Origin of the sequence: Methylorubrum subtropicum (assembly GCF_038442325.1) — a bacterium.
GTDB classification, from domain to species: Bacteria; Pseudomonadota; Alphaproteobacteria; order Rhizobiales; family Beijerinckiaceae; genus Methylobacterium; species Methylobacterium subtropicum.
The window spans coordinates 1-19,541 of sequence record NZ_JBBXMW010000024.1 but is presented as its reverse complement, the minus strand read 5'-3'; the positions used below and the strand labels follow the sequence as shown (position 1 = coordinate 19,541).

At 71.7% G+C, this 19,541-nt stretch carries 16 protein-coding genes; 13 read left to right on the top strand and 3 right to left on the bottom strand.

From position 1 onward, the window contains the following. The first annotated feature begins 231 nt into the window (after window positions 1–231). The 5 genes from AAHG03_RS23400 (at window position 232) to rpmF (ending at window position 4,302) form a co-directional block, all read left to right on the top strand. Window positions 232–1,551, top strand: a complete 1,320-nt coding sequence (locus AAHG03_RS23400; RefSeq protein ID WP_342153611.1) for an alpha/beta hydrolase — start codon at window positions 232–234, stop codon at window positions 1,549–1,551. Continuing rightward, a complete protein-coding gene (locus AAHG03_RS23395) occupies window positions 1,544–2,080 on the top strand; it encodes a gluconokinase (RefSeq protein WP_342153610.1) in 537 nt (178 codons plus the stop codon). Before AAHG03_RS23400 ends, AAHG03_RS23395 begins: the two co-directional genes overlap by 8 nt. 8 nt (window positions 2,081–2,088) lie before the next feature. After that, a complete protein-coding gene (locus AAHG03_RS23390; RefSeq protein WP_342153609.1) occupies window positions 2,089–2,904 on the top strand; it encodes a Cof-type HAD-IIB family hydrolase in 816 nt (271 codons plus the stop codon). 178 nt (window positions 2,905–3,082) lie between these two features. Beyond that, a complete protein-coding gene (locus AAHG03_RS23385) occupies window positions 3,083–3,961 on the top strand; it encodes a transglycosylase SLT domain-containing protein (protein WP_342153608.1) in 879 nt (292 codons plus the stop codon). 152 nt (window positions 3,962–4,113) lie between these two features. Then, window positions 4,114–4,302, top strand: coding sequence for a 50S ribosomal protein L32 (gene rpmF, locus AAHG03_RS23380; RefSeq protein WP_056245039.1), 189 nt, complete (start codon window positions 4,114–4,116; stop codon window positions 4,300–4,302). A 48-nt stretch (window positions 4,303–4,350) separates the two neighbouring features. On the opposite strand, the gene AAHG03_RS23375 is transcribed toward rpmF, so the two are convergent. Continuing rightward, complete coding sequence (locus AAHG03_RS23375; RefSeq protein ID WP_342153607.1) at window positions 4,351–4,593, bottom strand: hypothetical protein; 243 nt, start codon at window positions 4,591–4,593, stop codon at window positions 4,351–4,353. Window positions 4,594–5,136: 543 nt separating this feature from the next. Between AAHG03_RS23375 and AAHG03_RS23370 the strand changes: the two genes are divergently transcribed. Next, window positions 5,137–5,343 (top strand): hypothetical protein, encoded by a 207-nt coding sequence (locus AAHG03_RS23370; protein WP_342153606.1) that lies wholly within the window; start codon window positions 5,137–5,139, stop codon window positions 5,341–5,343. A 425-nt stretch (window positions 5,344–5,768) separates the two neighbouring features. After that, on the top strand, window positions 5,769–6,443 hold the full coding sequence (locus AAHG03_RS23365) for a DUF2147 domain-containing protein (protein WP_342153605.1): 675 nt from the start codon (window positions 5,769–5,771) through the stop codon (window positions 6,441–6,443). Between the two features lie 145 nt (window positions 6,444–6,588). Here the strand turns inward: AAHG03_RS23365 and AAHG03_RS23360 are convergent, their stop codons facing one another. Beyond that, window positions 6,589–7,758: a zinc-binding metallopeptidase family protein gene (locus AAHG03_RS23360; protein WP_342153604.1), complete on the bottom strand. Its 1,170-nt coding sequence runs from the start codon at window positions 7,756–7,758 to the stop codon at window positions 6,589–6,591. Between the two features lie 293 nt (window positions 7,759–8,051). Here AAHG03_RS23360 and AAHG03_RS23355 point away from each other — a divergent pair, with 293 nt between their 5' ends. Genes AAHG03_RS23355 through AAHG03_RS23345 form a run of 3 tightly spaced genes read left to right on the top strand, consistent with a single transcriptional unit; the run spans window position 8,052 to window position 14,769 of the window. Beyond that, window positions 8,052–11,324: a transglutaminase family protein gene (locus AAHG03_RS23355; RefSeq protein WP_342153603.1), complete on the top strand. Its 3,273-nt coding sequence runs from the start codon at window positions 8,052–8,054 to the stop codon at window positions 11,322–11,324. Continuing rightward, entirely contained in the window at window positions 11,321–13,882 is a 2,562-nt protein-coding gene (locus AAHG03_RS23350; protein WP_342153602.1) for a circularly permuted type 2 ATP-grasp protein, read from the top strand. Before AAHG03_RS23355 ends, AAHG03_RS23350 begins: the two co-directional genes overlap by 4 nt. After that, window positions 13,879–14,769: a transglutaminase family protein gene (locus AAHG03_RS23345; RefSeq protein ID WP_342153601.1), complete on the top strand. Its 891-nt coding sequence runs from the start codon at window positions 13,879–13,881 to the stop codon at window positions 14,767–14,769. Before AAHG03_RS23350 ends, AAHG03_RS23345 begins: the two co-directional genes overlap by 4 nt. Window positions 14,770–14,961: 192 nt before the next feature. On the opposite strand, the gene AAHG03_RS23340 is transcribed toward AAHG03_RS23345, so the two are convergent. After that, window positions 14,962–15,903: an NAD(P)H-binding protein gene (locus AAHG03_RS23340; protein WP_342153661.1), complete on the bottom strand. Its 942-nt coding sequence runs from the start codon at window positions 15,901–15,903 to the stop codon at window positions 14,962–14,964. A gap of 188 nt (window positions 15,904–16,091) precedes the next feature. Between AAHG03_RS23340 and AAHG03_RS23335 the strand changes: the two genes are divergently transcribed. The 3 genes from AAHG03_RS23335 (at window position 16,092) to AAHG03_RS23325 (ending at window position 19,387) form a co-directional block, all read left to right on the top strand. Next, a complete protein-coding gene (locus AAHG03_RS23335; protein ID WP_342153600.1) occupies window positions 16,092–16,340 on the top strand; it encodes an acyl carrier protein in 249 nt (82 codons plus the stop codon). A gap of 8 nt (window positions 16,341–16,348) precedes the next feature. Beyond that, entirely contained in the window at window positions 16,349–17,881 is a 1,533-nt protein-coding gene (locus AAHG03_RS23330) for an AMP-binding protein (RefSeq protein WP_342153599.1), read from the top strand. A 216-nt stretch (window positions 17,882–18,097) separates the two neighbouring features. After that, complete coding sequence (locus AAHG03_RS23325; protein WP_342153598.1) at window positions 18,098–19,387, top strand: type III PLP-dependent enzyme; 1,290 nt, start codon at window positions 18,098–18,100, stop codon at window positions 19,385–19,387. The last annotated feature ends 154 nt before the right edge of the window (window positions 19,388–19,541 follow it).

The window sequence follows — 19,541 nt, the reverse complement described above, 5'->3', positions numbered from 1 at the left end:
CTGACGGTTTGTCTCACGACGTGCCTACTCCGAAAGCGGCCAAGCTGTCCGTGGCGATGCCGCCACACCGACCCCGCGACCGCACCCGCCGCACGCCTATCCCCGCTGCTCACATCCCTCCCGGGCAAATTTCAGGCCCCGCGCGATTTGCCGGGCGCGACGCGATTGGGTTAGGCGGATCGCCACACAGTTCCTTCCGGCCGCTCCGAGCGGCCGTCGCACAGGGCAGGGATGTCGACGTCCTTCAGCCACACACCGCCCGGCGTGCCGGAGCCGCGCCCCGGACGGGTCGCGCGGCGGCACGTCTTCTATGTCCCGGGCTACGATCCGGAGGCGCGCAGCCGTTACCGGCTGCTGTTCGTGCGCGAACTGACCCGCTACGCCAAGGTGTTCGGGCAGGCCAAGCGCGAGATCGGCCGGGCCGAACTCGTGCCGCTGTCGGGCGATCCGGGGGGCGAGCCGCTGGTGCAGGCTTGGCGCGTCGCGGCCCATCCCCAGACGGACGGCGCCGACACCACCTACGAAGTGCTCCTGTGGGACGACATCGTCGGCCGCGACTTCGCCCGCTCAAAGATCGCGAGTTCGGGCCTGCTGCTCGCCGGCACCGCGGACACGCTGGTCCGGGGCCTGTTCGTGGCGTTCTACCGGCTGCACTGGAAGTACGGCAACGTCATCCTCTACCCCTTCGTGATGCTGCTGATGCTGGCGGCCGTGGCGGGCGCGGTGGCGTATGCGGTCCATGCCGCCCTGGGGGAGGGCGGTGCGTTGGGTCTCGGCCTTCCCGCCCTCGTCACGGTACCGGCGGGCCTCGTCGTCGGGCTGGCGCTGCTCGCCGCGATGGAGGCCGCGCTCAACCGCATCTTCTTCTGGCAGCTGCTGAACGATTGGGTGTTCAACTGGCAGCACGGCCAGGGCTGGCGCCCGGATTACGAGCGCCGCCTCGACGCCTTCGCCGACCACGCGCTGGCCCGCCTGGCGGCGCTTACTCAAGAAGAGACGCCGCCCGACGAGATCCTGATCGTCGGCCATTCCTCCGGCGCGCTCACCGCCGTCGAGACCGCCGCCCGCATGCTCGCCCGCGCGCCCGGCCTCGGCGGGCCGGAGGGTCCGAATCTCGGGCTCGTCACCCTCGGCTCCGGCCTGCCGCTGGTGGCGCTGCAGCCGCGGGCGCGGCGGCTGCGGGCGGAGATCGCCGGCCTCGTCACGAGCCGGAACCTCGTCTGGGTCGATTACGGCGCGCCGCAGGACTGGATGAACTTTCCGGGCTTCAACCCCTCGGCCGAACTCGATCTCGGCCTGCCCCCCGGCGCGGTCGTGGCCAACCCGATAATCCGCTCGGCGCGCTTCCGCGAGATCATCTCGCCCGAGACCTACAAGCGGGTCCGGTTCCGGCCGTTCCGGATGCACTTCCAGTTCCTGATGGCGAACGACCTCCCGGGCGAGTACGACTTCTTCGACATGACGCTGGGGCCCCGCCGCCTGCTCGACCGCGTGCTCGACGCGGACCGGCAAGACCGCGCGCGCGGGCGCGCGGAAGCCCCGCATGGCTGATGCCGAGGACGGCGCGATCGTGCTCGTGGTCACGGGCGTGTCGGGCTCGGGCAAGAGCACCGTGGCCTCGCTGCTGGCCGAGCGCCTCGGCCTGCCCTTCGCCGACGGCGACGACTTTCACGACGCCCAGAGCATCGCCCGGATGCGGGCGGGCCATCCCCTCGACGACGCCGCCCGCGGGCCGTGGCTCGAACGAACCCGCGCCTGGATCGACCGGCAGCTCGCGACCGGGGAGGGCGGGGTGGTGGCCTGCTCGGCGCTCAAGCGCGGCTACCGCCGGACGCTGACCGGCGGGCGGCCGGACGTGCGCATCGTCTTCCTGGAAGGCAGCCGCGAGCTGATCGGCCGCCGGATCGCGGCGCGCCGCGGCCACTTCATGCCGTCCGCCCTGCTCGACAGCCAGTTCGCCGCCCTGGAGCCGCCGGGGCCCGACGAGGCGATCGTCGTCGGCATCGAGGACGGACCCGACGCCATCGTGGCGGCGGTCGCCGCCCGGCTCGGGCGCTCCCCCGGCGATCTCTGCGGATAGGAACCGGCATGGACAACCCTTCGGGCATCGCCCTCGTCGTCTCGGACGTCGACGGCACCCTGGTGACCACCGACAAGAGCCTGACCCCCAAAGCCGTCGCGGCGGTGCGCCGGCTCGATGCGGCGGGGATCGGCTTCACCCTGGCCTCCAGCCGCCCGACGGTCGGGCTGAAACAATTCGTCTCCGCCCTGAACCTGCGCCTGCCGCTCGGTGCCTTCAACGGCAGCACGGTCTGCGGGCCGGACCTCGCGATCCTGTCCGAGGCCCTGATCCCGGAAGCGGCGGCGCGCGAGGCGGTGGCCCGGTTCGAGGCGGAGGGGATCGATGCCTGGGTGTTCGCCCGCGGCGCGTGGCACCTGCGCGATCCGTCCGCGCCCTACACCGATCTGGAGCGGCGCACGCTCCAGGCCGAGCCGACGGTGGTCGCCGACCTCGCGCCCTTGCTGGACGAGGCCGCCAAGATCGTCGGCGTCAGCCGCGACCACGCCCGCCTCGCCGGGATCGAGGCCGCCCTCGCCGCCGACCTCGGGGCCCAGGCGGCGGTGCATCGCTCGCAGGCCTATTACCTCGACGTGACCCCGCCGGGCACCGACAAGGGCGGCTTCGTGCGCGACCTCGGGCGCCGCCTCGGCCTCCCGCCCGAGCGAATCGCAACCTTGGGCGACGCCGGCAACGACGTGGCGATGTTCCGCGCGAGCGGTCTCTCCATCGCCATGGGCAACGCCGATCCGGCGGTGCGGGCGGCGGCGACCCACGTCACCGCCGACAACGATTCGGACGGCTTCGCCGAGGCCATCGAGCGATTCGTTCTGGCCGCGGTGTGAATCCGCACAGGTTGCGCGGCACCGCATGAGCACGACCGAAGCTGTGCCATTCCGGCGACAGGGGCGGGGATAGGGGCCGGGGCGGGGGCCCTGAACCCCGCAAATCCACGTTCCCGCCTCATTTCGACCCGACCCGTGGGGGCACAAACTGAGCCGTAGAAAAAACCACGGGTCTCCCATGCGCCTCATCCTCGCCGCCCTGCTTGCCGCCGCCGTCCCGGCGCCGGTCCTCGCCCAGGCGGCGACCGATTCGGTGTCGGGCCGCGACAACATCGATGCGCTGATCGCCGAGCACGCCCGCGCCTACAAGGTGCCGGCGGCCTTCGTGCATCGGGTGGTCAAGCGCGAGAGCAACTACAACGCCCGCGCCAAGGGCGGCTCGGCCCTGGGGCTGATGCAGATCAAGCACGCCACCGCCCGCGGCCTCGGCTACAGCGGCGACGCCGCCGGGCTCTACGACCCGAACACCAACCTCAAATACGGCATCGCCTACCTCGCGGGCGCCTACCGCGCCGCCCAGGGCGATCTCGAACAGGCCTATCGCTACTACAACCGCGGCTATTACTACGTCGCCAAGCGCCTCGGCATCGAATCGGACGTGCCGCAAGAGGCGGCCCAGACCACGACGGTCGCCGCCTCTTCCGCCAAGTCCGCCAACGGCTTCGATGGCCTGTTCGCGCTCCGCGGCAGCGCGCCGACGACCGGAACGCAGGCGCTGGCCTACGCCGCCCCCACCACCGCCCCGGCCGACGCCGTCGAGGTGCCGCTGCCGCCGCGCCGTCCCGCCGCCCTCTCCGGCGCCGCCGAGCCGGCGCCGACCCCGGTACAGGTCGCCGCCGTCCAGGCCGCCGCCGCGCCCGTCGCCTACACCGCCGCCCCCGCCCCGGCGCAGGCCGCCGCCCCCGCCGTCCAGCTGACCGACGCCGTCGAGGTGCCGCTGCCACCGCGCCGCCCGTCCGAGACCGTGCTGGCCTCCGTCGCGCGCCCCGTCACCGTCGCCCGCAAAGCCCCCGCCGCCCCGGTGATGGAAGCCACCGCCATCGCCGCAACACCTTGATGCGGCTTGCGTAGGACAGGCATCCGGAACGACTAGCCAGTCGGCATCGGTGTCGCTATACAGCCCGCCTCGAATCTCCGTCACGCACGTGGTGCCGTCGGCGATCCTCGGATGAGGATCCCTCGGGCGCCCTATTAGCCTGAGGTGCTCCCATGGCCGTTCCGAAGCGAAAGACTTCCCCCTCCCGCCGCGGCATGCGCCGCTCCGCCGACGCCCTCAAGGCCCCGACCTATGTCGAGGACAAGGACTCGGGCGAGCTGCGCCGTCCGCACCACATCGACCTGAAGACCGGCATGTACCGCGGCCGTCAGGTCATGAAGGTGAAGTCGGCGGAAGCCTGATCGACCCGGCGCTTCGGCGCCGATCCATTCGGTAGACGAAGCGGGGCGTCAGCCCCGTTCGAAGGCCGCGGCCCGCGCGTAGAGCGCGACCGCGGCCTTCGTGCGTTCCAGGCGCGCCGGACGCAGGCCGGGATCGGCGCTGACGATGAGCTGGGTCAGGAATTCCGCGAGCGGGCGCCCGCCGCGGACCCGCGGCGCCGGGCCGGCCGGCACCCCGGCGACGAGCGCGCGGCCGGCCTCCGTGCGGCCGTTGTCCGATTCGGCACCGTCTCGCGTCCCGGAACGATCCATCGTCGCCTCTTCCGGCCCCCGCACGGGATTTTCGTGCAAGAGCGGGGCCGACGTTAACCGGATCTTAAGGGGTTGTCGCGGGACGGCGCGGCCGAAACCGGTTCCTGCGCACTCGCCCGCGAGCCCCGCACCGGGGGAGAACCGGGGCACCGTGCCCACCACCTCTCCCCGTCTCGGCCTCTCAGCGTCTCCGCCTCTCAGCGGTGGCCGCGAACCCTCCGCCGTCATTGCTAGGCGAAGCCGAAGCAATCCAGCGCTCCGCATGGTCCGGATGAGCCTCCCCCGTGCCGTTTCGTCGGCACAGGCTCGCCTTCCCTGAAAACGACGCGCCCTGGATCGGGTCAGTTTCGCCTCGCGATGACGGGGTTGGCGCGGACGGCGGCCGAGCCCCCGAAACAAGGAAAGCCGAGCGGCGCCCGCTGCTTCCCCGGCTCACAAACCGGAATCGTTCTAAACTGCTTGACGCTTCTCTGGAACCGCTCTAATTAAAAACTCGAAGGCGGATCGGTTCCGAGCCGGGCGCCGCGAACATCGGAGAGAGCCATGTCGAGCAACAACGCCGCCTGCCAGAGCTGCCGCTTCTTCGACGAGCACAAGACCAATGCCGGCCAGGCCTCGGGCGACGAGGGCCTGTGCCGCTTCAACCCGCCGGTGAGCCAGCCGGAGCCGCAGGGCCACGGCCTGTGGCCGGTGGTCGCCTCCAAGGACTGGTGCGGCCACTTCACCGCCGACGTCACCCCGGCGGAGTAATTTCTTCTCCCCGACGGAATCGTCGGAAAGGGGTCGGCGCCAGCGCGCCGGCCCCTTTCGCGTGGTGCGGAGCGTATGCCGTCGCTCGAAGCCGCGTCAGCGGCTTCACGGCGCGAAGAGCGCCGCCCAGAACATCCCACTTGGCGGGCCTCGGCTTTCAGCCGAGGCGTCGAGCGGAGCGAAAGCCTAAGCCCGCGGAGGCGGGCGCCGGTGACTGAGGCCAACCTAGGAATCGGGGCGAGTGCCCCGAAAGATTTGCTCCGGGAAGGCCGTGAAGCGGTCATGATCCGGTCACCTTCCCGTTCGATGGCTGCGGCCAGAAGGCAACGGGCCGTGAAAATCGGCCTGCCGCCGTCCGGCCCTGAGGCCGGAGCCATGTCGGTGACGCGCGGCGCGGCCCGCCGTCCCGGAACGGGGATGATTGCATGACCTTTGAACCGATCGCCGCCTTCGCCTCCGCTCGCGCGCTGCTCCGCGCCGGCGCGTTCGCCGCCCTCGCGACCCTGGTCGCGGCCCCGGCCCTGGCGGCCCCGCACCGGGACCCGTCGGGCACGTGGCTGACCCAGGACGGCAAGGCGCGCATCCGCGTCGAGAAGTGCGGCCCGCAGGAGAAGAACCTGTGCGGCTACGCGGTGTGGCTGAAGGTGCCCAACAACGACGAGGGCAAGCCGCGGATCGACTTCCGCAATCCCGACCCGAAGAAGCGCGCCCGCGCCTCGCTCGGCCACCAGCTCATCCTCGGGCTTAAGCTCAACGAGGATGCCCGCTACGAGGGCAAGATCTACAACGCCGAGGACGGCAAGTTCTACGACGTGACGGTGTGGTCGGAGGAGCCGGAGGAGCTGACCGTCAAGGGCTGTCTCATCGCCTTCCTGTGCCAGTCGCAGACGTGGAAGCGCGTCAACGACCTCGCCCCCGGCCAGCTCGCCGGCCCGACCAACAGCCCGACCGGCCCGCGCGCCGACGCCGAGTGGGCGCCGAAGCCCGCGACGGCCGCCGCCGCCAACGGCCCCACCGCCACCGGCACCGCCGGCCCGGCGCCGGCCGGCAAGCCCGCCCCGAAGCCCGCCGCGCCGAAGGCCGCCCAGCCGGCGGAGTGAGACCCTCACCCCGTCATTCCGGGGCTCGCCGAAGGCGAGAACCCGGAATCCACCCGTGATGCGGGAAGCCCGGTCGAAGTCGAACCGTCGCGGCCAGTCGTGGATTCCGGGTTCGCTTCGCGCCCCGGAATGACGGCCTGGGTGTCTAAACCGTCGGCGCGGCCACGCGCTGACGGAGCCCCGCGATCACCGCCTTGAGCATCTCGGCGCTCTCCACCTCCATCCCGCCGGGCAGGCGGGCGGCGTAGATGCGCTCGTGGACGAAGGCGAGCTTGGCGATCACCGCGGGCGTCAGCGTGAACGGGTAGAGCGGCGGCTGGCCCATGGAGCGGTTGAGCGAGTTGACCGCGTAGGTCAGCGGAATCCACGCCTCCACGATCCGCTGGAAGTCCGGCGTCTCGTAGGGGTCGAAATCGACCGTGACCGCACCCGTCGTGTCGGCGCCCGCCCGGTGCTTGGGCTTCACCCGGATCTCGAAGGCGTTCGCCGTCTCCAACGTGTCGACGATGTGCAGGTAGTGGGCGAAGGTCTCGGCGAAATCCTCCCACGGATGAGCGGTGGCATAGGCCGAGACGAACGATTCCTCCCAGTGCGGCGCCGGGCCATGGGCGTGGTAGCGCTGCAGGCTGAGGCCGTAATCGACGCTCTCGTCGCCGAACAGGGCCCGGAACAGCGGCAGGCTCGCGTCGAAGCGCACCAGCAGGTTCCAGAAGTAATGGCCGATCTCGTGGCGGAAATGCCCGAGCAGCGTGCGGTAATACTCGCCGAACAGCTTGCGCCGCCGTTCGCGCTCGACGTCGTCGGCCTCGGCGATGGAGAGCGTGATCAGCCCGTCGAGATGGCCGGTCATGACGGGGGGTCCGGGCGACTGCGTCTCGGCCGGATCGACCAGGAAGTCGAAGGCGAGCCCGTCGGAATACTGCGCCCGCGTCACCAGCGGCAGTTCGAGCCGCAGCAGCGAGTAGAACAGCCGCCGCTTGGCCGCCTCGATCTGGCGCCAGCGCGCGACGTTGGCCGGCACCGCGAGGTCGGGCACCACGCGGTTGTGGCGACAGGTGACGCAGTAGGGCTCGTCGAGGTCCTCGGGCACCAGCCAGTTGCAGGCGTCGTGCGCGGCGTTGGCGCAGAAGCGGTACTTGCGCCCCGGATGCGCGTAGGCGCGGAACAACGGGCCGCGCGCGTCCTCGCCGCAGGGTTCCACCGCCGAGACCGCGTGCCGGTCGCAGACATAGCCGAGCCGCCGCTCGCAGCTCTGGCAGACCGTGCTCTCGAAAGTGACCGGCTGGTCGCAGGCCTGGCACTGGAAGATTTTCATGGATGCGGCTCGCGCAGCGGGGAGGATCGTCCGGCCGCGCCGGTCCCCAAGGGACCTAAGCGGCGGCTACTAGTACGGTTCCACCAAACCGCGCTCTCATCCCCAAAGCACGCCGCATGCCCAAAGCACGCCGCATGCCCAAAGCACGCCGCATGCCCAAAGCATGCTCATCCCCAAAGCACGCTTCTTGCTTTTTCCGGCGTGCCTCGCCCCGCCGCGGTCGTATAAGCGCGGGAAAGCCCCTCAAGGCCGCGCGAGGCCGTTCGAGACCAGACGAGACGTCCGGAGATTCCGTGTCGATCCAAGCCGCCCTGCACCACGTCACGCATTACCGCTACGACCGGCCGATCGCGCTCGGGCCGCAGACGATCCGCCTGCGCCCCGCGCCCCACACCCGCAGCCGGGTGCCGGCCTACGCGCTGAAGGTCGTGCCGGAGAACCACTTCATCAACTGGCAGCAGGACCCGAGCGGCAACTGGCTCGCCCGCCTCGTCTTCCCGGAGAAGACCGAGGAGTTCCGGGTCGAGGTCGATCTCACCGCCGACCTCGCGGTGATCAATCCGTTCGACTTCTTCGTGGAATCGTACGCCGAGCGCCGCCCCTTCGCGTATCACGACGACCTGAAGCTCGCGCTCGCGCCCTACCTCGTCCTCGACGACGCGGGCGGGCCCGAGATCGACGCCTTCCTGAAGCGCGTGCCGGAGGAGACCCACACGGTCACCTTCCTCGTGGCGCTCAACGAGCTGGTCGCCCGCGAGGTCGCCTACGGCGTACGGATGGAGCCCGGCGTGCAGACGCCGACCGAGACGCTGACCTTGAAGAGCGGCTCCTGCCGCGATTCGGCGTGGCTCTTGGTGCAGGTGCTGCGCCGCCTCGGCTTCGCGGCGCGCTTCGTCTCGGGCTACCTGATCCAGCTCGTGCCGGACACGGTCGCGGTCGATGGCCCCAAGGGCACGTCGAACGACTTCACCGATCTCCACGCCTGGGCCGAGGTCTACCTGCCCGGCGCGGGCTGGATCGGGTTCGACGCCACCTCCGGCCTGCTCACCGGCGAGGGCCACATACCGCTCGCCGCCACGCCCCACTACCACGGCGCCGCCCCGATCTCCGGCCTCGCCGAGCCGGCGGAGGTCGAATTCTCCTACGAGATGAAGATCACCCGCGTGGCAGAGGCCCCGCGCATCACCAAGCCGTTCTCGGAGGATGTCTGGGCCGACATGGACGCGCTCGGCGAGCGCATCGACGCCGACCTCAAGGCGCAGGACGTGCGCCTGACCATGGGCGGCGAGCCGACCTTCGTGTCGATCGACGATTTCGAATCGCCCGAGTGGAACGTCGCGGCGGTCGGCCCGACGAAGCGGGGGCTCGCCGACCAGCTCATCCGCCGCCTGCGCGACCGATTCGCCGCGGGCGGCATGCTGCATTACGGCCAGGGCAAGTGGTATCCTGGCGAGAGCCTGCCGCGCTGGGCCTTCGCGCTCTACTGGCGCAAGGACGGCCAGCCGATCTGGCGGAACGCCGACCGGATCGCCGCCGAGACCGGCCCGAAGGACGCGACCGTGGCCGACGCCAAGGCGCTGCTCGGGGCGCTCGCCGAGCGGCTCGGCCTCGCCCGCTTCGTCTTCCCGGCCTACGAGGACGCGGTCTACTGGAAGAGCCGCGAGAGCGAGCTTCCGGTCAACGTCACCACCTCCGCCCCGCAGACCGGCAGCGTCGAGGCCGATGCCCGCTTCAAGCGCGTGTTCGAACGCGGCCTGGATCAGCCCGTCGGCTACGTCCTGCCGCTCGCCAACCTCGCCGCCGGCGAGGGCAGGGCCTGGATCTCGGAGGCCTGGGAGTTCCGCCGCGGCGGCGCCTATCTCAGCCCCGGCGACTCGCCGATGGGCTTCCGCCTGCCGCTCGGCTCGCTGCCGCACGTCCCGTCCGATTCCTACCCCTACTATCACCCGCAGGACCCGCTCGAAGAGCGTGGCAGCCTGCCGACCGATCCCGGCGCGCCCCTGCCCAAGGGCGCCGACCGCGCCAATGGCGGCGGCGTCTCGGGCGTGGCCGTGCGCACCGCGCTGGCGGTCGAGCCGCGCGAGGGCGTGCTGTGCGTGTTCATGCCGCCGCTGGAGCGGGCCGACGATTATCTCGACCTCGTCGGCCATCTGGAGAAGGCCGCCGAGGCGGTCGGCCGACCCCTCCACATCGAGGGCTACGAGCCGCCCTATGATCCGCGCCTGTCCGTCATCAAGGTCACGCCCGATCCCGGCGTGATCGAAGTCAACGTCCATCCCGCCGCCTCCTGGCGCGAGGCGGTGGACATCACCCGCGGCCTCTACGGGGAGGCGCGCCAGACGCGGCTGGGCGCCGAAAAGTTCATGATCGACGGGCGCCACACCGGCACGGGCGGCGGCAACCACGTCGTGCTCGGCGGCGCGAGCCCGGCCGATTCGCCGTTCCTGCGCCGGCCCGACCTCCTGAAGAGCCTCGTGCTGACATGGCAGCGCCACCCGTCGCTGTCCTACCTGTTCGCCGGCCTCTATGTCGGCCCAACGAGCCAGGCGCCGCGCATGGACGAGGCGCGCCACGACGGTCTCTACGAGCTGGAGATCGCCATGGCGCAGGTGCCGGGGCCAGGCGAGGCCAACATCCCGCACTGGCTGGTGGACCGCCTGTTCCGCAACATCCTGGCCGACATCACCGGCAACACCCACCGCGCCGAGATCTGCATCGACAAGCTGTTCTCGCCCGACGGCCCCACGGGGCGGCTCGGCCTGCTCGAATTCCGCTCGTTCGAGATGCCGCCGGACGCCCGCATGAGCCTCGCCCAGCAGGTGCTCTTGCGCGCCATCGTGGCGTGGCTCTGGCGCGAGCCGCGGACCGGCGGCTGTGTCCGCTGGGGCACGGCGCTCCACGATCGCTTCATGCTACCGCATTTCCTCTGGGCCGACTTCCTCGACCTGCTGGAAGACCTCCGCGTCGGCGGGTACGAGTTCGATGCCCAGGCCTTCGCGGCGCAGCGCGAGTTCCGCTTCCCCGTCTTCGGCCGGGTCGAGCAGGGCGGCGTGAGCCTCGAACTGCGGCAGGCGTTGGAGCCCTGGCACGTGCTGGGCGAAGAGGGGACCGCCGGGGGCACCGTGCGTTTCGTGGATGCATCCGTCGAGCGGCTTCAGGTGAAGGTCGAGGGCTTCGTCCCCGGCCGCCACGTGATCGCCTGCAACGGCCGGCGCCTGCCGATGACGCCGACCGGCGCCGTGGGCGAGGCGGTGGCGGGCCTGCGGTTCAAGGCGTGGCAGCCGGCCTCCTCGCTGCACCCGACGATCCCGCCGCACGGGCCGCTGACCTTCGACATTCTCGATTCGTGGAGCGGCCGGTCGCTCGGCGGCTGCCGCTACCACGTGAGCCATCCGGGCGGGCGCAACTACGAGAGCTTCCCGGTCAACGCCTACGAGGCGGAGGGGCGCCGTCTCGCCCGCTTCGAGGCCATGGGCCACACCCCCGGCACCGTGACGATGCCGCCCGAGGAGCGCACCACCGAGTTCCCGCTCACCCTCGACCTGCGCACGCCTGCTCCCAGATGAGTCCTGCGGCCGCCCTTGCTGTGGACGGGGCCGCGCGCCCCGATCCGGCCGCGGCGGCCCGAGAGGTCTCGGCGACCGAAGAGGCGGCTTCGCGCATCCGCCGCTGGACGGAAGGCTACAGGCTGCACCTGGGCCGCGCCGACGAGTTGGTGGGGCCGGACGGCGCGCTGCGCGGCGCCTATCCGCGCTTCCTCGACCGGCTCGGCCGCTTCGACGACCGCGAGATCGCCGCCCGCTTCCTCTCCGCCGAGCGGCATATCCGCGATGCGGGGATTTCGTACCGGGTCTACGGCGACAAGCAGGAGCATCCCTGGCCGCTGGGCTCCCTGCCCCTCGTCATCGGCGCCGCGGATTGGGCCGAGCTGTCGGCGGGCATCGTCCAGCGCGCCGGGCTGATGGAGCGCATCGTCGCCGACATCTACGGGCCGGGCCGGCTCGTGGCCGACGGCCTGCTGCCCGCGGGCGTCGTCGCGGGCAGCCCCGAATACCTCCGCCCGGCCCACGGCCTGACCCCGCCCGGCGGGCGCTGGCTGCCGATCTACGCCGCCGATGTCGGCCGGGGCCCCGACGGGCGCTGGCAGGTGCTCGCCGACCGGACCCAGGCGCCGTCCGGCCTCGGCTACGCGCTGGAGAACCGGATGGTGCTGGCCCGCGCCTTCCCGGACCTGTTCGCCGACCTGCATGTCGAGCGCCTGCCGGGCTTCTTCCAGGCGTTCCGCTCCGGCCTCGCCGCGGCTTGCGAGCGCAGCGACCCGCGCATCTGCCTGCTGACCTCGGGCCCCTACAGCAGCACCTATGTCGAGCAGGCCGCGCTCGCCCGCTATCTCGGATTCCTCTTGGTCGAGGGCGACGACCTCGTCGTCAGCAACGGCCTCGTCCATGTCCGCACCATCGCGGGGCTCAAGCGCGCCGACGCCCTGTGGCGCCGGATCGATGCCGACTATCTCGATCCGCTCGAACTGCGCACCGATTCGCGCCTCGGCGTGCCGGGCCTCCTCGACGTGCTGCGCCGGGGCGGCGTGGTGATGGGCAACATGCCGGGCTCCGGCGTGGTCGAATCGGCCGCGCTCAGTCCCTACCTGCCGCGGATCGCGCAAGCCCTCACCGGCGAGGATCTGCGGCTCACCGGCCCCCGGACATGGTGGTGCGGCGACCCCGACGGCCTCGCCCATACCCTCGACCATCTCGACGCCCTGACGTTGCGACCCGCGGCAACCGCCGTGCGCGGCCCCGAGCGCGACGCGCTGCTCGCCCCCATCGCCTTCGGCGCCGCCCGCGAGCGGGCGCTGGCCGCGCTCCGCGAGCGCGCCTTCGACTGGGTGGCGCAGGAATCCGCCGCGCTCTCGACCATGCCGTCCTGGCAGGACGGGGCGCTGGTGGCCCGGCCCTTCGTCATGCGGGTCTTCGCCGCCTGGACCCCGGAGGGCTGGCGCGTGCTGCCGAGCGCATTCTGCCGCGTCGCCGAGCGCGAGGACGCCGACCCGAGCGAGATGCGCGCCGGCATCCGCTCCGCCGACGTGTGGGTGCTGTCCGACACGCCCGTCGATACGCCGAGCCTCGTGCTGACCACGCCGCCGCGCATCCGCCGCATCGCCGGCCACCTGCCGTCGCGCGCCGCCGACAACCTGTTCTGGCTCGGGCGCTATCTGGAGCGGGCCGAGGCCGTGATCCGCCTCGTCCAGGCCCATCTCGGCGGCTTCGGCGAAGCGATCACCGCCGACCCCTGCGCCGCCGAGGACGCGCCGACCGCCCGCCGCATCCGCGCGCTCCTGAAGGAATGGCACTGCGTCGAGGCCGCCGACCTGCCGACCGCCGTGCTGGCCCAGGAGGCCTTGAGCGGGCGCGACCATTACGGCTCGGCCCTCAACCACGCGCTGGAGGCCCGCCGCATCGCAGCTTCGCTCCGCGAACGCCTCCCCGCGGAGGCGTGGCGCTCGCTGGCGGACCTGCGCGACACCCTCGTCTTCAGCGAGGTCTTCACCCCGACCGAGGCGCAGCTGCGCGGCAGGGCCGAGCGCGCGCTCGGCCATCTCTCGGCGCTCAACGGTCTCGCCCACGAGAACATGAACCACGGCGCGGGCTGGCGCTTCGTCGATATGGGCCGGCGGATCGAGCGGGCGATCAACACCTGCGGCTTCGCCGCCGCCTTCTGCGGCGCGGACGCCAGCGCCGAGGATCTGGGCGTGATGCTGGCGCTGGTCGATTCGCAGATCGCCTACGGCGCCCGGTATCTCGCGGGCGTCAGCCGGGACGCCGTCTGCGACATGGGCGTGCTCGACCCCTACAACCCGCGCTCGGTCGCCTACCAGATGGGTAGAATCGTCGCCCATCTCGACGCGCTGCCCGCGCTCGCCGCCGACGGCCTGCCCGAGCCGCACCGCCGCCACGCGCTGACGCTCGCCGGCACCTTCCAGACCGCGCCCGCCGCCGACATCGACGGCGAGGGCCTGGAAGTGCTGGCCGAGGAGCTGGAACGCCTCGCCGACGGCATCGCCGGCCGCTACTTCCCCAGCGGCGCCGAGGCGCTGCGGCCCGAGAAGCTGACGGGTCTCGCGTGATCTACGGCCTGCGCCACCTCACCACCTACCGCTACGCCCGCACCGTCCGCTCCGCTCGCTGCACCCTGCGCCTGCGCCCGCGCGACGGCGACGGGCAGCGGGTGATCGAGAGCACGGTCGCGATCACGCCGGCCCCGAAGAGCCGCCTGGAGCGGCGCGACTTCTTCGGCCTCGACACGGTCAGCCTCGTCCTCGACGCGCCCCACACCACGTTTTCCGTCGAGGCGTTCTCGCGGGTCGAAGTCGAGCGCGCCGCCCCCCCGCCGCCGGAATCCGGCCCCGCCTGGGAGGCCGTGCGCGAGGCGGCGCTGGCGCTCCCGAGCCTCGGCCCCGACGGCCCGGCCCATTTCCAGTTCCGCAGCCAGCGGGTGCCCCTCGTCCCCGCGGTCACCGACTACGCCCGCGGCAGCTTCTCCCCCGGCCGCAGCGCCTACGGGGCTGCCGTCGAGCTGATGCGGCGGATGCGCAACGACTTCAAGTTCGACGCCAAGGCCACCACCGTCTCGACGCCGCTGGCCGAGGCCTTCGCGCTCCGGGCCGGCGTCTGCCAGGACTTCGCCCACGTGATGATCGCGGGGTTGCGCGGCCTCGGCCTGCCCGCGGCCTATGTCAGCGGCTACCTCCGCACCCGCCCCCCGCCCGGCCGCCCCCGCCTGCGCGGGGCCGATGCCAGCCACGCCTGGGTCGCCCTGTGGTGCGGGCAGGACTACGGCTGGATCGGCCTCGACCCCACCAACGACTGCGTCGTCCAGAACGACCACATCGTCGTGGCCCGCGGCCGCGACTACGGTGACGTCGCCCCCATCGACGGCATCGTCTCCTCGGCCGGCGCGCAGAAGCTGACGGTCGAGGTGGACGTGATCCCGGAGGATGAGGCGGGGGTCTGAGGGCCCGCTCGCCCCGCCCCTCCAACCCATCCCCCTCATCCTGAGGTGCGCAGCCGAAGGCGGAGCCTCGAAGGAGGGCTCCAGCCAGCCGCGCGATCCCTGGAGCCCTCCTTCGAGGCCGCTTCGCGGCACCTCAGGATGAGGGGATTGGGTGGGATGGGCTGATCAAACGCGGCCCCATCGCGACCAGCATCAAAACACCGCGTGCTCCCCCCGCTCGGCCACGGCCTCGCCGCGCACCAGCCGCGCGTAATACTCGAACAATGTCTGCGAGCCCGTCGAGGGCGTCGCGTCGGCATCGTACCGCCCGGTCGCCGGATCGAGGACGAGCATCGATTCGGTGGCGTAGTAGCGCCCGATCCGCGCGAGTTCGGCTTTTGCCGCGAGCCTCGGCACGACGCGCCCGAGCCCGCTCAGGACGGCGATGATCGCATCCAGGAACCCCACCGGCACGTGCCGGAAGCGCGGCTCGCGCCCGAGCAGGGCGAACAGCGCTTCCCCTTGCGCAAGCGGCGTGATCGCGGGGCTTGGGCCCCCGATCGGCAGCACGCGGTTGCGGCGCTCCGGATCGTCGAGGCAATCCGCGAGATAGGCGGCGAGATCGTCGTCCGAGATCGGCTTGCAGGCGGTCAGCCGTCCGTCCCCGAACACGAGGAACGGTTTTCCCCGCCGCACCCGCTCGACCTGCCCCGACAGCGATTTGAAGAAGGCGGTCGGCCGGACGATGCTGTAGTCGAGCCCGGACGCGATCAGCGCCACCTCGAAGGCGAGCTTGGCGTGCTGGAAGGCGAGGAGCGGCTTCTGCACGCAGATCGCCGAGAGCAGTACGACGTGGCCGACGCCCGCCTCCCGGCACGCCGCCAGCGCGTTCATGTGGGCATCGTGGTCGATCGCCCAGGCGTCGCGGGGCGCGCCTGTGCGCGAGGCGAGGCACGAGACCAAAGCGTCGAACGCCTCGCCGCGAACGCCGTCGCGGGCGAGCGCCACCGGATCGGTCACGTCGGCGAACCGCACGGCGGCCCCCGCGGGCAGCCCCGGATCGGAACCCGGCCGCACGAGGCAGGTCACGGCGTGCCCGCGCGCCGCCAGCGCCCGCACGGTGGCCCGCCCGATCGTACCGGTGGCGCCCAGCACGAGGACGCGGCGCGGCCTCGGGGCGGTGTTCATGTCGCTCGACGTCATGCGGAGCACGGCACCGGTCGGCGGCCCCCGAGTCAAGCGAGCGCCGCGCGCGATGGACTTGCCCCCCCGTTTGGGCGTAAGCCGCGAGCCTCATCCGCCGCGAGGTTCTTTGGGGGAAGGCGACGGCCGTGGTCCAGTCGATGGCTGACGTGAAGGAGGCGATCTTCGCCTTCATCGCGGCCCGCAACCCGGGCCTGCCCCCCGGCTCGGTCACGGGCTCGACCTCGCTCGTGACCAGCGACGCGCTGGACTCGATCGGCATCCTCGATCTGATGATGCATCTCGGCGACCGCTTCGGCGTCGAAATCGACGAGGACAGCTTCGACCTCTCGAATTTCGAGAGCGTCGACACGCTGGCCCACTTCATCGACGACCGGCGCCCCGCCTGACCGAATCCATGGCCCCGAGCCTGCTGCATCACCTGCTCGCGCGCGCGGGCGCCGACGCGGCGGTCGCCGTCGTGGACGGCGCCGAGACGCTGACCTACGGCGCCTTCCGGGCCCGCGTCGCCGCCTTGAGCGCACGCCTGACCGCGCTCGGCCTGAAGCCCGGCGACCGGGTCGCGATCCTGCTGCCGAAATCGATCCGCGAATGCGTCGCCCTCTTCGCGATCAGCGCGGCCGGCGGCGTGTTCGTGCCGATCCATCCGAGCCTTCGCCCGCGCCAGGTCCGCCACATCGTCGCCGACAGCGGCGCCCGCGCGCTCCTGACCGACCGGGGCCATGCCGACAGCCTGGAAGGCGCGCTGGACGATTTTTTTGGGTTTTGCATCCTCACCGAGGAGACGGCCGAGCCCGGCGAAAAGCCGCTCACCCCCGGCGCGCCGGCGCCCGAAGGATTGGCCGCGATCCTCTACACCTCGGGCTCGACCGGCCTGCCCAAGGGGGTGATGCTCTCCCACGCCAACCTGATCGCCGGCACCCGCATCGTGCGGACCTATCTCGGGATTCAGTCCGACGACCGCATTCTCTCGGTGCTGCCGTTCTCGTTCGATTACGGCCTCAATCAGCTCCTCACCACGGTCGAGCAGGGCGCCCGGATCGTGCTGCTGACGCCGCGGCTCGGCGACGACGTGGTGCGCGCGCTCGAGACCCACCGCATCACCGGGCTGGCCGGAGTCCCGACCCTGTGGACGCTGCTGACGCGGGCCGCCCCGCACCTCGCCAAGGCCGACCTCTCGACGCTCCGCTACGTGACCAATTCCGGCGGCAGCCTCGCGGTGCCGACCATCGCGCGGCTGCGCCAGCGCCTGCCGCACACGGCCGTGGTGCTGATGTACGGCCTGACGGAAGCCTTCCGCTCGACCTACCTACCGCCGGACGAGATCGACCGGCGCCCCGACTCGATCGGCTGCGCCATCCCCGAGACCGAGATTTTCCTGGTGACGCCCGATGGGCGGCGGGCCCGGCCGGGCGAGCCCGGCATCCTGCATCACCGCGGCCCCACCGTCTCGATGGGCTACTGGAAGCGCCCCGAGGACACCGCCCGCGTGCTGGTGCCCGATCCGTTCCCCCAGGCGGGACAGGCACCCGCCCTCGTCTGCCGCTCCGGCGACCTCGCCGTGGAGGATGCGGACGGCTTCTTCCGCTTCATCGGCCGCGAGGACGCGATGATCAAGACGCAGGGGTTCCGCGTCAGCCCAACGGAAGTCGAGGCGGCCCTGATGGAGACCGGCGCCTTCCGCGCGGCCGCCGTGATCGGCCTGCCCGACCCGAGCCTCGGCCAGCGCATCCACGCCGTCACCGTGCCGACCGACGAGGCGCCCGCCACCGCGGAGGTGATGCAGCGCCTGCGCCAAGCGCTCGCACCCCACCTCGTGCCGCGCTCGATCGAGGCGGTGAGCGCCCTGCCGACCACGCCCAACGGCAAGGTCGATTACAAGCGCCTCACCGCCGAACGCGCGGCGGCGGAGATCCGGGCCGATGGGTGAGACATTCCCTCTGGCGCGACATCGCCAACGCGTTCCCCTCCCCCTTGCGGGGAGGGGTAGGAGTGGGGGTCGTGCAGGAGGCACCGGAACGCCTCATTCTGCACCACCCCCACCTCCTACCTCCTCCCCGCAAGGGGGAGGAGAGGCGCACTGTTCTGCCCACGGGTTGATGCGTGAACACGGCCGCCTCACGCTCCGAGGAGAAGGCTGCGTCTGATGACCCAAGCCGCGCCCGACCTCGCCACCACCCTGATCGCCCAAAACTTTTCCCGCGATGCGAGCGGCGTGCTCCACGTCGGCGGCCTGCCGCTGAACGACCTCGCTGAGCGGCATGGCACGCCGCTCTTCGTCTACGACGCGGACTTGCTGCGCCGGGCCTACCGGGCGCTCCGCGCGGCGGTCGCGGGCTTCGCCGAGGTCGATTACTCGGTGAAAGCCAACCCCAACCCGGCGGTGATCCGCGTCTTCCACGCGGAAGGAGCCGGCGCCGAGATCGCCTCGGGCGCGGAGTTCGACGCCGCCCTCAAGGCCGGCGTTCCCCCCCAAAAAATCCTGTTCGCGGGACCGGGCAAGTCGGCGGCCGATCTCGACCGGGTGGTCGGCGGCGGCATCGGCGAAATCCATCTCGAAAACCGCGAGGAGCTGTTGCGCGTGGCCGCCGCGGCCGAGCGGCACGGCACGACCGTGCGGGTGGCGCTGCGGATCAATCCCGGCGCGACGGCGCAGGGCGGGGCGATGCGGATGGGGGGAAAACCCTCGCCGTTCGGCTTCGACGAGGAAGAGCTTTTCGAAGCTGTCGCCGCGGTGGAGGGCCAACCACGCCTCTACCTCGTCGGGCTCCACCTGTTCGCGGGCACGCAGGGGCTCAAGGCCGACACGCTGCTCGGGCAATGGGCCTACGGCCTCGATCTCGCGGCGCAAATAGCCAAAAGAACCGGGCGGCCGCTGGAAACGATCGATCTCGGCGGCGGGCTCGGCATCCCGTATTTTTCCGGCGACGCGACGCTCGATCTCGATGCGCTCCGCGCCGGGCTGCCACCTTTGATTGAAACCGTCAAAAAAAATCCGATGCTGGCGGGCGCCCGCGTGGTGCTTGAGCCCGGCCGCTACCTCGCCGGGCCGGCGGGGGTCTACGTCGCCCGCGTGCTGGCGGTGAAGCCCTCGCGTGGGCAGCGCTTCGTCATCACCGACGGCGGCATGCACCACCACCTCGCCGCGAGCGGCAATCTCGGCCAGATCGTCAAGCGGGACTTTCCCGTGGTGGCGGTCCGGCAAGGGGAGGGGGCGTCGCCCTGCACCGTGTCCGGCCCGCTCTGCACGCCGCTCGACGTGCTGGCCCGCGCCGCCCCGCTGCCGGCGCTGGCCGAGGGCGATCTCGTCGCCGTGCTGCAATCGGGCGCCTACGGGCTCACCGCCAGCCCGACGGGGTTCCTGAGCCATCCGGTGCCGGCCGAGTTGTTGGTGGACGGGGGCAGGGCCACTGTGATCCGGCCGCGCGGGGACTGAGCCCAGCGCCGTCCCTCCCCCCTCTGCGGGCAGGGCTATCGCATATGACTTTTCGGCGCGTCGATCCGCGTTGAAGGCCATGCGTTGACGCCTCCTTATAGACAGGAGGTGATCGATGCTGGAAGTGCAGGGTTTGTTTTCGGCGGTGCCGGAC